The sequence below is a fragment of the Roseovarius aestuariivivens genome, assembly GCF_004761875.1.
Lineage (GTDB): Bacteria > Pseudomonadota > Alphaproteobacteria > Rhodobacterales > Rhodobacteraceae > Roseovarius > Roseovarius aestuariivivens.
The window spans coordinates 1-15,763 of record NZ_SJEY01000009.1 but is presented as its reverse complement, the minus strand read 5'-3'; the positions used below and the strand labels follow the sequence as shown (position 1 = coordinate 15,763).

Annotated in this window: 12 protein-coding genes; 4 read left to right on the top strand and 8 right to left on the bottom strand. The window is 56.9% G+C overall.

Going from position 1 to position 15,763, the window contains the following annotated elements; genetic code table 11:
- Window positions 1–93: 93 nt before the first annotated feature.
- The 4 genes from EZV60_RS14580 to EZV60_RS14565 form a co-directional block, all read right to left on the bottom strand.
- Window positions 94–690 (bottom strand): hypothetical protein, encoded by a 597-nt coding sequence (locus EZV60_RS14580; RefSeq protein WP_135506343.1) that lies wholly within the window; start codon window positions 688–690, stop codon window positions 94–96.
- Window positions 691–1,000: 310 nt separating this feature from the next.
- Entirely contained in the window at window positions 1,001–2,350 is a 1,350-nt protein-coding gene (locus tag EZV60_RS14575; protein ID WP_135506342.1) for an IS1380 family transposase, read from the bottom strand.
- Window positions 2,351–2,902: 552 nt separating this feature from the next.
- The gene (locus EZV60_RS14570; protein ID WP_135506341.1) at window positions 2,903–3,514 is read right to left on the bottom strand and encodes a hypothetical protein; all 612 of its coding nucleotides are present in this window, start codon (window positions 3,512–3,514) and stop codon (window positions 2,903–2,905) included.
- Between the two features lie 372 nt (window positions 3,515–3,886).
- A complete protein-coding gene (locus tag EZV60_RS14565) occupies window positions 3,887–4,417 on the bottom strand; it encodes a GNAT family N-acetyltransferase (RefSeq protein ID WP_135506340.1) in 531 nt (176 codons plus the stop codon).
- 1,020 nt (window positions 4,418–5,437) lie between these two features.
- Here EZV60_RS14565 and EZV60_RS14560 point away from each other — a divergent pair.
- A complete protein-coding gene (locus EZV60_RS14560; RefSeq protein ID WP_167853532.1) occupies window positions 5,438–6,364 on the top strand; it encodes an agmatine deiminase family protein in 927 nt (308 codons plus the stop codon).
- Between the two features lie 214 nt (window positions 6,365–6,578).
- Here EZV60_RS14560 and EZV60_RS14555 read toward each other — a convergent pair whose 3' ends face one another.
- The 4 genes from EZV60_RS14555 to EZV60_RS14540 form a co-directional block, all read right to left on the bottom strand.
- The gene (locus tag EZV60_RS14555) at window positions 6,579–7,817 is read right to left on the bottom strand and encodes an ABC transporter permease (RefSeq protein WP_135506338.1); all 1,239 of its coding nucleotides are present in this window, start codon (window positions 7,815–7,817) and stop codon (window positions 6,579–6,581) included.
- Window positions 7,814–8,566 (bottom strand): ABC transporter ATP-binding protein, encoded by a 753-nt coding sequence (locus EZV60_RS14550; RefSeq protein WP_245306321.1) that lies wholly within the window; start codon window positions 8,564–8,566, stop codon window positions 7,814–7,816. The genes EZV60_RS14555 and EZV60_RS14550 overlap by 4 nt, the downstream gene beginning before the upstream one ends.
- Complete coding sequence (locus tag EZV60_RS14545; RefSeq protein WP_135506337.1) at window positions 8,544–9,932, bottom strand: efflux RND transporter periplasmic adaptor subunit; 1,389 nt, start codon at window positions 9,930–9,932, stop codon at window positions 8,544–8,546. The genes EZV60_RS14550 and EZV60_RS14545 overlap by 23 nt, the downstream gene beginning before the upstream one ends.
- Window positions 9,933–10,378: 446 nt before the next feature.
- Window positions 10,379–11,242 (bottom strand): MFS transporter, encoded by an 864-nt coding sequence (locus tag EZV60_RS14540; protein WP_245306320.1) that lies wholly within the window; start codon window positions 11,240–11,242, stop codon window positions 10,379–10,381.
- Window positions 11,243–11,316: 74 nt separating this feature from the next.
- Here EZV60_RS14540 and EZV60_RS14535 point away from each other — a divergent pair.
- The 3 genes from EZV60_RS14535 (at window position 11,317) to EZV60_RS19345 (ending at window position 14,632) form a co-directional block, all read left to right on the top strand.
- A protein-coding gene (locus tag EZV60_RS14535) for an IS3 family transposase (protein ID WP_135506335.1) occupies window positions 11,317–12,443 on the top strand; the annotation gives its coding sequence in 2 pieces (ribosomal slippage) (window positions 11,317–11,581 and window positions 11,581–12,443; 1,128 coding nt in all).
- Between the two features lie 669 nt (window positions 12,444–13,112).
- Entirely contained in the window at window positions 13,113–13,499 is a 387-nt protein-coding gene (locus EZV60_RS14530) for a carboxymuconolactone decarboxylase family protein (protein WP_210115104.1), read from the top strand.
- Between the two features lie 578 nt (window positions 13,500–14,077).
- Window positions 14,078–14,632: a VPLPA-CTERM sorting domain-containing protein gene (locus tag EZV60_RS19345; protein WP_245306319.1), complete on the top strand. Its 555-nt coding sequence runs from the start codon at window positions 14,078–14,080 to the stop codon at window positions 14,630–14,632.
- Window positions 14,633–15,763: the final 1,131 nt, after the last annotated feature.

Genomic DNA, 15,763 nt, shown 5'->3' with positions numbered 1-15,763 from the left:
TGAGTTCATAAACCCTGAATACGCGATTAACGTCCCGTGAAAAAGAAGACGGCCCGCGCAGGTGCGCGGGCCGTTTCAGCAATGAAATAGCGTTCAGGCTTTGCGGCGCCGAAGCAGGCCGAGAAGCATGAAGCCGCCGGCCAGTAGCGGAAGGCCGGTCGGAAGCGGGATCGGCGCGACAGTGATCGCCAAGTCGTCGATACTCGCAAAACTAAGGCCACCAGGGCCGTCGAAGAAACGGAATGCAACAATATCCGTCCCAAAAAGGTTGACTGTGCCGCCGGGGACGTCGTCTCCCAGCGCGCCGACGGTATTGTCATCGAAGAACGAGTCCACGACGTTGCCGTTTCTGTCGATTGCCTGAGCAGTGAACACGCCAGAGATATCGCCCGCATAGACTAACGAAAGTGACGTCGCGGAGAAACCGAATGTAAGTTCTGCGAAGTCCGCGTCTGTGCCCTGATTGTGGCGCAGGAACCCGTTCCCTCCATTCGAGGTAAGGTTAAGGCACGTGCCGGTACAAGACAGGCTGACGGTTCCGAGCGATGTAGAAACCGAACCGTCTGAGACGATGTTGCTGCCCGTCGCGGCGGTGTCGAAATCGAGCGTTACAGTGGATGCTTGGGCGTCTTCAGCTGCCAACGTGACCGCCGCGACACCAAGCGAAACAAATAAAAGTTTACGTATCATATAAGAGTTCCCCTTACCCTACGACCGCCGCAAAACCAGCTAATCGATTAATACCATGCCAGTTCGTGTCGGATTCGCAATATTTTATTCTGACATTCCCCAAGTAGAACTTCGTGCCTTCCATTTTGCGGCTGAACGTCGCGCCGATCAAGTCCCTTGGGCACGGTGAGCCGGTGTATGTGCGTCGGGCGCCTGTGCTGAGCGCGGTTTCTGCTTTCGACAGCGGGTTTGACTTGGGTTTGGGACGGATGGGCACCCGATTGGGCAGAGCAGTCGAGCCGGTTTCGTTCGGGTTTTGTTATCGACACCGTCATGTTGGAACTGGTGGGGAGCGCAGCTGCTGGATGGCCGCGAGGATACGACTGAACAGAGCGCCGTTAACGGCAACCTCGGCAAGCTGGAACGTGATAGCGCGGGCATGGCGAACGACCCGCGCGCCGATTTTGATCAGCCGGGTTTGCAGGCTGGTCAAAGACCAGTCGGCCGTCTCCTCCGGCAGATCAGCGCCCTGTAGGAAGATGCCGAGATTGTACGCCAATGCGTGAAGCTGAAGCCGCACCTCGTTCTGCGCCATGCCCTTGCACGACAGGCGCGTCCAGTTGATCGCCTGCTTACCTTCCCTGATGTGCTGCTCGGCGGTGCCACGCTGATTGTAGAAGTGGATGATCCAGTCCGGTTCCATCGGCAGGTTGGTGACGACAAAGCCGACACGGGGAAACAACTCGCCCGGATGCCATTCCACCTTGGCTACAACTCGGCGCGGTTTGTCCCAAGATGCCGCCTGATACTCGAAGTCCCCGTAAAGGCGGCGGACATAGCTGGGCGGACGACCCACCGGGCGCTTGAGCAGATGCGCGACCCTGCCCTGAAGTACGCGATTGGCTCGCAGGCGGATGGCGTAGAAATAGCTCTGGGCTTTGAGCACCTTATAGAGGTCCGGAATGGCAAACGCGGCATCGGCCCGGAAGAACCGCATCAGGTTGCGATCTGCATATCGCGCGATGACGGGTTTCAGAACCAATTCCCATCCGTCGGCGCTGTGCACATTTCCGGGGCGCAGGGCACAACGTTCGAGGTGGCCGAACTGATTGAAGACAAACAGCGGGTGATAGCACATACAGCCGAAATGACCGTTCCAGGCGGTGCCCTCCTGCGCGCCGTGGGTCGGGCTGACAGAACTGTCCATGTCGAGCGTGATCCACTTGGGTGCGGTTGCCGCATGAAACCGTTCGATCCAGTGTCCGGACAAATCAGCCAGCTCTGCGTGATTGTCGGTCGTCGCCAACACCTCGGTCTCGAACCGCCCCATCTGGCTGGCGGAGGCGGCATTTGCATCGACAGCCCGTCCACCGACGACTTGCCGCATCACTGGATCAACAGCCAGACGATCCGCGTCATTTACATCCTCGTACCCGGCCAGCCGACCGAAAACAGACTGACGCAACAGGCCTACCAGAGAATGCAGACGGTTGTGACCGGTGCGGGTATCGCGCAGCACGCTACCCGCCAGTTCATTCAGGCCGAGCACCTCATCCAGTTCCCGGAACAGCAACAGACCACCGTCGGAACTGATCTTCGAGCCATGGAACTCCAGCCGCACCCGGCGATCAAAACCAAGCCGGACATCGCCCGTTTTGCTTGCACCCGCAGGGTGAACCATAAACCTTCGCTCCCGACCGCCTTAACACGCTGAAATATAACACGTTACTGGCAATCGGAGGTGCGAAAACGTTAAGTTACTTGGGAAATGCGGGCTGAGTCAATGAACGCCTGAAGAAAGCCGTGGGATAGTTCGAGATAACTAAGTAACTGAAAGGGAAGGCACCTCATCGCAGCTTTGGCTCGGCAACCCCAACTCGACCAACTTGAACTAAGGCTCGGATTCGTCCGCAAATCTGCTTTTGCCCGATTTTTTCGAACGTCCGCTGGTTAAACAAAAGCTGTCGTTAAGTTTGGAACGGCGTGGTTGGCAAATATTTTAGGATTCGGATCAGCGCCCGTGCCTGCTCAGCCTGTTGAGACCGCCCGCAGTGCTTCCAGCGCGGATGCATCGGATCGGCCTTGTGACCCCCGCCTGCCCCGTGAACGCGGCACACATGCCATCCGCGCACCGCTGGGGCCCTGCAGCGTTCCTTGGTGCGCTTGGCCTTAGCTCGGCATCTAGGCGCGTCTCTGAGGCGCTGTGCAGGGCTAATGGGGTTAGCGTCACTTTTCACGCTGAACCCTCCCCCCCGGTGCTTACATCGCCCACAATGGCCTGGCCACCTTCGCTCACCAGAACGCGCTCGACCCTGACCGTTTGCTGAGCCTTGGCGCGGTGTTTCTTTAGTGTCTCCATCTGCGTCGTGAAGGTCCGGGCCAGCTTGTTTAGGGCACGCTCTGCTGAGTCTTGCTGGGGAATGGTTTCAACATGATTGAGCCGTCGCGCGAATGTCATGGTCGCGAGATGCGTTGCAGCCATTTGAGCTGCAAGCATGGCCTCGACCTCGTCCTGGGGATCTACAGAGCGTATGACGCTCAGGACAAAGTTCGTCGCATCTTCGCAGACAGGTTTCCCTTGGGACCCAAGCGACGCGACTTGCTTCAGGATGCCTTGAAAGAAATCCGCATCTCCGGTTCCGACGTCGTACATTGCAAGCGTGTAGGCAACACTCTGGTCTTCATGATCGAACTTGAGTGAGTTGACGCGCTTATCTTCATCGAAATTCATTTCCAACCGTGGAGCCCGTGGTCGCGCATGTTTCTTGGTGCGTACCGCGTCTACCACCTGTTCCTCGGTGATCGGTTTTTCTTGCTGCTGCAGAATGTTCTGCTTCTTTGTCATGCCCGCCTCGCAGGAAGGGAAGAAACTCTTAGACACCTAACTCCGCCAGATGAAATTATTCATTGAGCATACCGCAAACGGACTTGCTGTGGAATGATATGTTCGCCTAATGTTCTCAACATGACTCTGCCAAGAACAATCCCACCGGAACTCAAGAAAGCGCTCGAAGATCTGGAAAGCTTTCGGTTCCCAGTCCACAGCCAAGACCGGTGGGCCGTCTTTCGCGAGTGGTTAGAGAGGCAAGACGTATCGCTTCCTGACAGCAAGGACCAGTGAAGGATTGCGCTCGTTAGTGACATTCAGAAAAGTCCCTCTGAGCAGACCTTGGTACTTGGTGCAGCTAATGACCGGGTCGAGCCCCGAGCGGACCAATTAAACAGAGCCAAGATCAAGGTCAGAATTGTCCTGTGCAATTCCAAGCTCAAAGTAGTCGTAGCCTTCGGGAGGGTCGGTATCCCAAGGTTTGACGATCTTGAAACCAAGTCCTTCGTACAAGCGTCGGGCTGGTTTTTGACGGATCCCTGTTGTGAGTCTGATGGAGCGATAGCCTTGGTCTTTGGCCAGTTCGATCACCTTCTCGCACAAGGCGCGCGCGACCCCGGCCCCTCGAAACTTCTCTGCAACGAACATTGATTTCAGCTCGCAGTTGTCCGGCCCCATCCTGTAAATCGCGACCGTTCCGGCGGGCATTCCCTTCAGGTAAGCGACAAGAACATCACCCTGTGGCGGTCGGTAGTTCACAGGTATTGCGGGTGAGACCTCAAAAAACCATGAGCCGCGATAGTACTCTTCGATGGTTTCCAGGTCGTCGTGATAAAGTGCTTTGTTTGCTTCATACAAACCTCGCATAAGGCTCGCCGCATCAACGACTGCTGCCTGTGAGCGCGCCTTGACGATTTTCATGGTGCTGCATCCCTTTACTGGGAGGGAGACATGATCTTAGCACATTCAAGTGGCATCGACTTAGCGAGCGCGAGCCCGCATCGTCCGCTACCCGGTCATTGGGCTGATTTCGAGGAACGTCTGGTGTCGTTAAAAGCCGTCTTTCACTTCGTCCGCCTCAAATTTTTCCGGCTCCAACGGCTGATTGCCGCGCCTATCCTGTCATCCGATGAAAACACTCAGATGACCGGGTCGAGCCCATCCAAGACATTCGTGTCGAGCGCAGAAATCGGCGAAAACGGCGGAATCCGGACTTTCGCTCTGGCTGCGAAGTTCACACGACGACCGACAAAGAGCGGATATCCCTGGTGCTCTCAATAAAGGGCTCATGCTGCAACTTTGCATGGCCGCGTCGAATCCAGATACGGTCCCACAATGCAGCCTTCTTGATATCCTCCATCTAGGGAAAATAGCCATTCGCCGCCCGGGAACGGGCATCCGCTCGCCAGTATGCCGGTCGATATTTCCTAAAAACTGTAGGCATGTCTGACGGCGCATGAAGTCTAAGTCTGGATGTTCAGCCTAACCCTAGCTGCATTCTGGGACACACTTGAAGGGATTGTGGCGCAAAACTGCGGGTGCCCATTTCTTGATCGTGACCACATTTCAGGGTACCGTCATCCCTCAAGCCAAATTTTTGTGAGAGAAAGAAATATGAAAAAGTCATCAGCTGCTCGCAACCGGTTGAACAAGGCGTTGGGCCTATTTGTGTCTGTTCCGTTGTTTGCCATGCCTGCCGCCGCACAGGACGTCTCGGTCTCCAAGAGAGCTGGCATCCGCGATCTTCGCCTGGGAGTCCGCGATTTGCGGACAGGTGTTCGCGCAAGAGATGGTTTCACGATACGCGAATATGGGACCGCACTGGGGCGCCTCGGATACCGCATCGGACAAACCTCCTCCGGTTCTGGCTGCGACTTCAAATACTGTTTGGACGGCACAATACAGGACGTAGCGGAACCCGACTGATCGGACGGATTGTCCTTGCGGTATATCGTTGATTCCGGGGCGCGTAGGCTCGTCCCGGATTATGCGGTACCGGACGCAATTTGCGTCCCGCTTTGGAATATCGACGTTCACGCGACCCTGCTGAGCATCGCGAAAGTCGCGTCACAGGAAATTGGCGTCATCCTGCTTGGGCCGGACCCGCTTGGGGCGTCGGCACAGATTGCCGAAATGTCCGACCCGGATCATGTCGCCGTGGTTGCAGGGGTTTTGAATTCCCCCTGGATTCGCGATCACGCGCCGATCGCAGTCCAGACCGAGGTCGGAATAGACCTCGTTCGGCCGCGCCACAGCGTCGAAAAGCGTCCGGATGACGCCGAGCTGTTTGCCAACATCCTGCCCGCGGCATCTACGACAACGGACGCTTGGATCGCCTCGGGAAACCTTGTCCCGGGGCCGGACGGTCTGGCCGTGTCCACCTTTTCGCTTCTGGCCAAAAACGAGATCACGTCTGAGGAAGACTTGCGCAACACGCTGCGGGCCGATGCCAAGCGACTGGGCATACGCGACTGGCTCTTCGTTCCGGGCTTCCCGGAGGACGTGAGCCAGCACACGGACGGGATGGTCCGGTTCCTCGGCCCTGAACTATGCGCCGTTGCCATGCATTCCGAAGAAACCTCAAGCAAGATCTCCGACTTCCTTGTGGAGCAACTGGCGGAATGCTTGCCCGACGCAGAGATTCTGCAAATCCCGGTGTCCGACGGCCCCAAAGGTTTCACTTCGCCTCTCAACTGGATCCAGTTGGATGATCATCTTCTCGTGCCGGACTTCGAGGACGCGCCCGGCTTGACGCCTGAGGGTCAGGCCATGCTGGAAGCACGAGGCTTTCGCATCACATTCGTCCCTTCGGCGACAGCAGGTCTCGGCGGTGCGCTCCGCTGTCTGACGGCGGCGATCTTTTCCTGAGCGGGTAAAGGGCCGCGGAAGTTTCTGCACTCGATTTTCGGACTGATGCGAAACACTTCGATCTGAGCCACGACTTCGGATGTCGCAGACCACGTTTTGTGTGTGCCACCAGGATTCCAGCTAGTCCGAGACTTTGGCGGACAGTGCTTGTCACAATGTTGATGCCCGGCACCGTCGAACGACGGGCGGTATACTGATCCGCCTCCAGCAAACCCTATTCCGACCTGAGACACTCAATCGGGTCAGATTTTGCAGCCTTCCGGGCCGGGTAATATCCAAAGACCAACCCCGTCAGTCCGGCGAAGACCATCGCCAGCACCATGGCCGTGGGCGACAAATAGACGGGCCAATTCGCGTAATATGCGAGAATGGCCGTCGACACCGTTCCCAACATCAAGCCCAGCAAACCTCCGATCACACAGAGCACCAGTGCTTCGGTCAGAAATTGCATCCTGATATGCTTTTGCCGGGCCCCGACAGCAAGCCGCAGACCAATCTCGCGCCGTCGTTCCGCGACCGAGACAAGCATGATGTTCATTATACTGATGCCGCCAACCACCAGGGACACGGACGCGACCGAAGCCAGAAGCCACGACAGAACACGGGTCGACGCCGTTTGCGCGCGCATCGTAGCAGCCGGGTTGGTCACTCTGAAATCATCGTTCTGCCCCTCCCGCAGGTCGTGCCGCAGGCGCAGCAACCACGCAATCTGTTGTTCAGCGACAGACAGTTGCTGTCCCGACACCGCCTTGGCAAGAATATAGGCCACCGCATCGCGATTGACCTGATTTGATCCGCCGACAAGCCGCTGACGTACCGTCGAAATTGGGAGGAAGACAACGTCGTCCTGATCTCGGCCAGAGCCCGTCGGGCCTTTTTCGGATAGCACCCCGACGACTGTCACAAGCGCGTGACCAATGCGCAGGGTCTGGCCGACTGGGCTGTCGAAATCGGGGAAGAGTTCCTCGGCCACGGTCTGTCCGATCAGAGCGACGCGTTCACCCCCTTTCGTGTCTTCCGCCGTGAAATACCGGCCAGCCGCCAGCGCCCATTCCCGGATAACAAAGTATTCGGCCGTCGTTCCGTTCACGGTCGTGCGCCAGTTGCGCTTGCCTGCCACGATCTGGAACACGCCACGGATCGAAGGTGCCGCGGCGGTCACCGCCGGAAGTTCTGCCATGATCGCAGCCGCATCGCCTTCTGTGAGCGACTGGCCGGACCCGGCCCGCTGACGCACGCCCTGCGAACTGCTCGCCTCAGGCAGGACCATCAGCACATGCGCACCAAGAGAGCGGATCTGTTCGGCAATTTTCGTTCGCGCACCGGAGCCGATCGCAATCATCGTCACCACCGACGCGACGCCTATGATGATGCCGAGCATGGTCAGGGCCGAGCGCATCCGGTTGGCACGAATGGAGCGCAGAGCGACACGCAATGTCTCCAACCAGTTCATCGCGGCGTGCTATCTCGGGTGGCACTCTCGCGGGCAATCTCCGGGCGGTGGGGAAGCACCGCGCCATCGGCCATCCGCACGATCCGGTCCGCTTTGGCCGCGACCGTTTCGTCATGGGTGACGACCACGACACTTACACCTGACGCGACAAGGTCGGCCAACAATCGAATTACCGCCTCACCGGTTTTGCTGTCGAGGGCGCCGGTCGGCTCGTCAGCCAGCACGAGCGCCGGATTGGCGATCATGGACCGCGCGATTGAGACGCGCTGTTGCTCGCCGCCAGAGAGCTGGTTTGGCCAATGCGCCTGCCTGTCCGCCAGACCGACCGCATCCAGCATCTCTCTCGCGCGTTTCATGCGTTCGGGTCGCCGCACACCGGCATAGACCAAGGGCAGTTCGACATTCTCCAATGCAGTCAACCGAGGCAACAGGTTGTAGGACTGAAAGATGAACCCGATTTGCGCATTGCGGATCGCGGCCCGCGCGTTGATATCGAGGTCCGACACGTCACGGCCAGCATATATCAGACGGCCTTTCGATGGCCTGTCGAGAAGGCCGAAGATGTTCATGAGTGTCGACTTGCCGGAACCGGACGGGCCCATGATCGCAACGAATTCGCCGCAGCCGATGGCAAGTGAAACCCCTCTCAACGCAGACACTACGCCCGCACCCGACACGTAGTCCTTGCAAATGTTGTCCGCCTCGATCAGCGGCTTGGTATTGCGCTCAAAACCCAAGACGGATCCCAAAGACTTCTCTTGCCGCCTGCTGGCTGATTTCGTTGATGATCACAGCCTGCCCGATTTTCAGCTCGCCCGGGCTGACCGCCACATGGGTCCGGTCCTGCGCACCGGTAGCGGTTACAGAAACAGGCCGTGGCGCACCACTGTCATCCAGAACCCACACATTGGGCCCTCCGTCGGGCGTGTCCGCAGCATCGGGAACGAAACTCAGCGCGGCTCGTGGAACTTTTACAAGCGGCTCGGTTTCCATCACGACAATGCGAACGTTCGCGGTCATGCCCGGCAAAAGAAGCAGGTCCGGATTTTTGGTCGTAATGATCACCGTGTAGGTCACGACATTCTGGATAACTTCAGGCGCTTTCCGTATCTGTTTCACAAGGCCTTCAAACCGGCGATCCGGATACGCGTCGACCGTAATTTCCGCTCGTAATCCGCTTTGGATCATGCCGATATCGGTTTCATCGATGCGGGCGTGGATCTCCATCTGGGTGAGATCTTTTGCAATCGTGAAGAGCGTCGGCGCCTCAAGACTTGCTGCAACGGTCTGGCCTTCGGATACGTTGCGCCGGATCACCACACCGTCGATGGGTGAACGGATCACAGTTCGGTCGAACTCAACCGTCGCAAGGTCAAGAAGCGCTTTGCGTTGCGGGATATTCGCACGGGAATTTAACAGATCCGCTTCCTGCCGGGCGACATTGGCCTCGGCAACCTGCACTTTCAGACTGTGGGCATCGAGAACCGCTTGCGCCTCTTGCAGGGCCGCCGTTTCCAGTTTGAAATTCAGCTCCGCGGCCGAGAACGCCTCGGCCGTCATCAGGTTCTGCTGATCCAGGGACACCTTCCTGTCCCAGTCTGCTTTGGCTGCGTCGAACCGGGCCTGTGCTCCATCGAGTCGCGCGCGCAGCACCGTCAAATAAGAGGCCGCGTCGTCTCGCTCGGCCTTTGCACGATCCAGTTCGGCTTGTTTGATCGCAACCGTCGCGCGCGCCATATCCAATGCCGCCTTGGCCTCTGCAAGTCGTGCCTCGTAGGTCTGGGCGTCGAGCTGTGCAACCGGTTGGTCTCGGCTCACGATGTCGTTGAAGTCGACAAGCAGTTTTGCGATCCGGCCCGAAAGTTGGGATCCGACCTCAACCGTGACCACTGCGTTGACGGCGCCGGTCGCGGATATCTCATCACGCAAAGGGCCTTCAATTACCGTGTCGGTCATATATGTGACGCGCACATCCGGTACGCGCGTTAGCTGTTTGTAACCAAACACCGTTGTTGCGAGTAAGATCAGAAAAAATATCGCTCTCAGTAAAAATCTCAAAATGCGATCCTGATTGCCCCGGATTTCGGCGGTACAATGATGCCCACTTTCCTCCACCGGATTGATCCGGCTCCCATGCTAGTGCATGACTGACCTTGGGTCTATCACGACCATTTCAGCCACATTTTGCGGAATGTAATCCAGAGAGAGCCTGTGCCATTTTGTGGTGGTCTTGCGGGATGCCGGCAGCTTGCCAAGGCGGTCTTTCGGGACCTCGCGGCCAAGGTCTATTTTGCCCGCCGAGAGAGAATTCTGATGGCATTTTATTTTGCGACTGCAGCGTTTGGTAGCAAACCGAACTGTGATTGCAGCATCCATAACGGTGCTCAGGGTCCGCTTCGGGCCAATAGCACCGGTCGAATTAGGATGACGGACCGGCAGCTTCGTCCGCTGAGCAGACCTTTGCACTCTGCGCAGCTAATTACCGGATCGAGCCCCGTACCGACAGATGTTGCGAGCCAAACGAATGTCTGCTTGCCAGACAGCCATTATGCGCTGGTCTTTTAGATAACCCTCTCTGAGCCTGATTTGAGAAGTTTGAACGTCACCGCGAATGGAACCACGCTTGCAAAGAGGATCATGGCCAGCCAGATCGGGGCTTCAGGTTGACCTGTTGCATCCAGGATCGCTCCGGCGGCGGGTGGCGTGGCCAGCATGATGGCGTAGTAAATTGTGAAGAACACCCCCATGCCAAAGGCGCGAACCTCGGGTCGGAGAGCGAGACCTGCCAGCGCCATAATGACACCAGCGGGCGCCATCCCGACCAGTCCGAAGAGCAGGCTGGCCGCAAGGCCGGCACCAGGGTAATTCAGCAAATAAAGGGCGATCACCGCCCCAGTCATGCACACCGTCAGGACGAGATTGCGGTGGCCATACCGGTCTACTATCTGACCGCAAAGCGCACCGGAGCCGATCATCAGCCAACTCCCAACACTTATGACACCTGCTGCGGCGATTGCCGTTTGTCCGAGGTTCTCCAAAACTTTTGGGCCGAAAGACAAGTAAGTCACATAGGCCGCATTGAAGACGCCCCAGGCCCCAGCAGCGCAGAACACCAAACGCCATTCCTGCCGTGTGAGGCTCCCCGCGCCTACGGATTTCATGGCAGACGGGTCTCTTGGGGCACGGTAGAACAAAAAAACGCCCAAAGCGGCGAGCAGGCAATAGGCCGATGCAACTTGAAACGGTACCCGCCAGCCATAAAGCTCCCCTAGCCATGCATGACCCACCTGTCCCATCGCGATACCAAACGGCCAGGACATCACCAAAACGCTCATCGCGGTCGCGATCTCGCAGCCTTCAAACCAGTCGGCGACCATCTTGGTGAAATAGAGGTTGATTATGAGGAACCCGATACCAGCGATCACACGTCCGACGCCAATACCTGAGCCTCCCCATCTGAATTGGTCCACCGTTATGTTTAGGAAACGAAGGACAGAGAATGGCGAACAAGCGACACAAGCCAGAGGAAATAGTTCAGAAGCTGCGGCAGGTTGACGTTCTTGTCGGCCAAGGGATGGCGCGTGTGGATGCGATCCGCGAAGTGCGTATAACCGAGCAGACCTATTACCGTTGGCGCAAGCAGTATGGCGGCATGGGAACGGACCAGCTGAAGGAACTCAAACGGCTCCAGAAAGAGAATGAACGGCTGCGCAAGGCCGTGTCCGACCTCACCTTGGATAAACTCATTCTGAAGGAGGCAGCCCGGGGAAACTTCTGAGCCCCGCCCGTCGACGCGCCTGTATCGATCTGATCCGGAGTCAGATGAAGGTGTCAGAGCGCCGGATCTGCCGGGCCCTGGGGCAGCACAGATCAACACAACGGTATCGACCGCGCGGCCGGGCAGACGAGGAACGACTTGTGGCCGATATGATCGAACTGGCGAGGCGGTATGGCAGCTACGGCTACCGTCGTGTTGCGGCGCTGCTGAGAGACGCGGGCTGGCAGGTCAGCGATGGCCGTATCGAAAAACTGTGGAAGCGGGAGGGGCTGAAGGTGCCACCAAAACAACCGAAGAGATCGAGGCTGTGGCTGAACGACGGCTCATGCATCAGGCTGCGTCCGGAATATCGAAACCATGTCTGGAGCTATGACTTCGTCCATTGCCGCACCGACGATGGAAAGGCGTTCCGCACATTGAACATCCTCGATGAGTTCAGCCGGGAATGCCTGACAATCCGGGTGAAGCGCAGGCTGAACTCGACGGACGTCATCGACGCACTGACTGACCTGTTCATCCTGCGCGGACCGCCGGCATTCGTGCGCAGTGACAATGGGCCCGAGTTCGTTGCGAAGGATGTCCGCGCCTGGATCGAGGCTGTTGGCGCCAAGACCGCCTTCATCGAGCCAGGCAGCCCTTGGGAGAACGGCTACGTCGAAAGCTTCAATGCTCGGTTCCGGGACGAACTGCTGAACCGGGAGATATTCTACTCGCTGAGAGAAGCGCAGATCATCATCGAGGGCTGGAGAAAACACTACAACACGAAGCGTCCCCACAGCGCTCTTGGGTTCCGGCCACCGGCTCCAGAAACCATCATCAAGATAGAACCGAGGCCGACAATGCACTAACAATCAAACTGGACCAGTCAGATCAGGCTGCTCACCGGGCCGGTGATTGGCGCGAATTGTCGGATGGAGTCGCGGCACAGCGGTTGTACGGACTCGAATGAGTTTAAATGTACATGAGTACTAAGCGCCCTTGGTCTTTTTCGCGGTAGTAGCTAGATGCAGCAAGCTGCCTTTGGTGCTGACGAAGCGAAATTACGCTTTGTCCGCACCCCGGTCATTGCCCTGATTTCGATAAACGTCCGGTGTTGGTGGAAGCCGTCGTTCATGGCTGAGCGTCGACGTTTCCGGCTCCAACGGCTGCTTGTCGCGCCTATCCGGTCATCCGATGAAAACACTCAGATGACAGAAACGAGCCCAATCCGGACCCAATCAAAACCTACCGTTTGCGCCTGCAGCATCTTCGTCTCTGAATGGGCTGAGAAATCCATACGGCAACCCAGCAGAAAAAGCGGACGTTGGGGCAATCCGCAGCAAACTCGACGGAGGTTACGACCGAGTTGCGGACAAAGTGAGCTTTTGCTGCAGCCTGCCCATGGAAACTCTTAATCATAACCTAACATGGACGCTTTTGCTGGGCGCGAGAGCCGCAATGGGCCGACTGACATATTGCAAGTTTTATGTTATATTTGTCCATTGGACTCAAAAGAGGAGGAAGGAATTATGCGCACAATGTTCATGATCTTTGCCGCCGCGGCTATCACCGCGAGTGGCGGCATGGCCCAAGAGGCCCCACCGTTCTTCGAAAAAACCTACCCTGAGCATACGCTCGACGAGGCTTGGACCCTCTACGGCACCCTTGGAAATGACGAAGCATCGCTCGATTCAAAGACACGGGAACTGATCGCTCTCGCCGTATCAGCGCAGATCCCTTGCCAATACTGCGTCTACGCCCATGCCAAGATGGCCCGCAAAGCCGGAGCCACCGAGGCAGAAGTGCGAGAGGCCGTAGCCACGGCTGCGAACGTGCGGATGTGGAGTACTGTTCTGAACGGTATGGGCTACGATTTTGACACTTTCAAAGCCGAGCACGACGCTGTTGCACCGCCTACGAACTAACGCGCTACCGGGTAGTCGGCGCCTGTCGCGAGAGGTATATTGGACAATCTGGCTCTGAGATAGGCCCATGCGACTGAGGCCCGTCGCGCAGCAAAGCCACGGGGCAATCTTATAACGTAAAAGACAGCCCACCGTTCCACGACGATGGCATACCACTCAAGCGATGTTACTAATCTCCGCAAAAGCGGTCGTGAATCGATCATGGAGGAAACTTGACGAAAAGGATTTTCGACAAATTGACCTTGCTTAATGGCTTGTAAAAGCGCGCTAGAAAGCAAGGTCAAATTCAAAAAGTGCCACGGCCCGGAAAGTCCGTAACTCTGGCATTGAGGGCAGAGAATTCGCTGCGCTGTAAATGGATAGCTGCATTATTGTCTTCGGCGGAGCCGACAGTTCCGTTTGAGAAAAGTGCTACATCGGCAAACGTCGTGAGCCTCGGTTTTGTGTATTCGCTTGGCCAGCGAAAAGTCTCGATCCGGCGCTGGGCACTCATCTCAGAACTACATGCAGAATATACTATTTTCTTGACTCACCGAAGGAAACGGCACACCCTTTTTCCAAATACAAGGGGATCTTCTATGTTTCGTACTGTTCGATTGGCGCTGCTCGCAACGTGCCTAGTCGTTGCTGGCGGCGCAGCCCAGGCTGCAACCTACCTTTTCTCTTTCGACAGCACCTTTACGAATGGAAGCGCCGCTGCGGGGATATCCGGGAACGATGCATTCTCATTGCAGGTCTTGGTTGATAACGGAGGAAACACCGATCTCAATCAACAGTGGTTTCAGGCTGATGTGTTGTCGGCAACTCTGACATCGGGGTCCTACACCGCCACGTTCAACGCGCCATACTTAAATGATCTGACTTTTGTCACCGACGGCGCGGGTCAGATCACCCAGTCCAATTGGTATGATGTTGACAGCAACAACACCGATACGCTTGGGCCCGGTTCTCCGAAAGCATTCGCTAATTTGTTGAGACTTTCGAACGGTGAGGGTCTCTCTTATGCTCGTTTAATCTCAGATACCCAGGGTTGGACAGTATCAGCTGTTTCCCAGATCCCCCTCCCAGCTGGTGGTTTGCTGCTGCTAGGCGGCCTCGGTGCATTGGCTGCATTGCGGCGAAGGAAGGTCTAAGGGACTAACAGTGGTAAAAGAGTTGGAAGGGCGCGGGGTTCGCGCTCTTTCTTGTTCTGGACACCACCGGCCCGCAGCAAGCCGCTAGGACGGGTGTAGCGGGTGGTCCGAAGCCAAGGGTAGGCAGCGGGGTGTAGCTGGTGGTCAGCAGATCATAGCTGCTGGTCGCGGGGCGGGGCAGCGGTTGGTCAGGAGCCAGAGGGTGCAGGTTCTTCAGACGTTCCGTGACATTTCCATGCCAGAAACGATAGTCAGTCGTCGCCCTTTGTCCTAGGGTCAGGACCCACTCGTCTGGATTCAGCCTTCCGCTTCACAGCTCAAAAAGAGGTCGGTCACATTAGCAATATCTTGTTGCTGAACGATGCGCGGATGGCGTGCCTCGAGCCCATACTGCCAAGATCCGGCGGCAAGACTCGCGATGAGCAACGAATTTGCTGCCCGTCTTAATCTTCATTAACCGCAATGCGCTGCGCTGGTGCGGCTAGCCGTATGAATATTGCGCAAACAATCCGCTATACAAATGGCGGAGCTGAACGGGGCTTGATCGCGCGGATAATGGCAGGGCAGGCTGCCGGCAAGACTGAAGAGAAGGCGGCCATGATCAAAGTGAGCCTTGGCAGAACGTTAAGACCAATCGACTGCGACCAGCCTAAAGGCATAGGGTATACGACCCTGAGTTCCTTCGCCAAGAAGATCAGTCGATCATCGCTAGCCGAGTATTGCAAATCCTTGATCCGCATACGGACCAACACGCCGTCTCTAACCTAACATAGCGTGCGGCTCGGTTTGGATGCTGTGGTTTGGTAAGGGGGGTAGCGGGTAGGTGGGGCTACCTACCCCCGTCAAAGTCGGAGCGTACCCTAGGTTCTGCCGAACGCCACTATGTGGGATCTGATCATTGCGCTTTTGGGTAAGACAGGCGCCACGAGTATGAAAGCGAAACGCCTATTTTGTAACCCCCTTGAAACCCGAAGCGCTTTTACGGGAGTCTCGTGTCCAATAAATCATTGAAATCATGGCGATCCCGCGAGTACTCGAACCCCGAACCTGCTGATTAGAAGTCTTACGGCGCTCGTTTCGACTGCTTTCGTAAATGTACTTTAATCTACTATTTTTCATTGAATTTTGTCT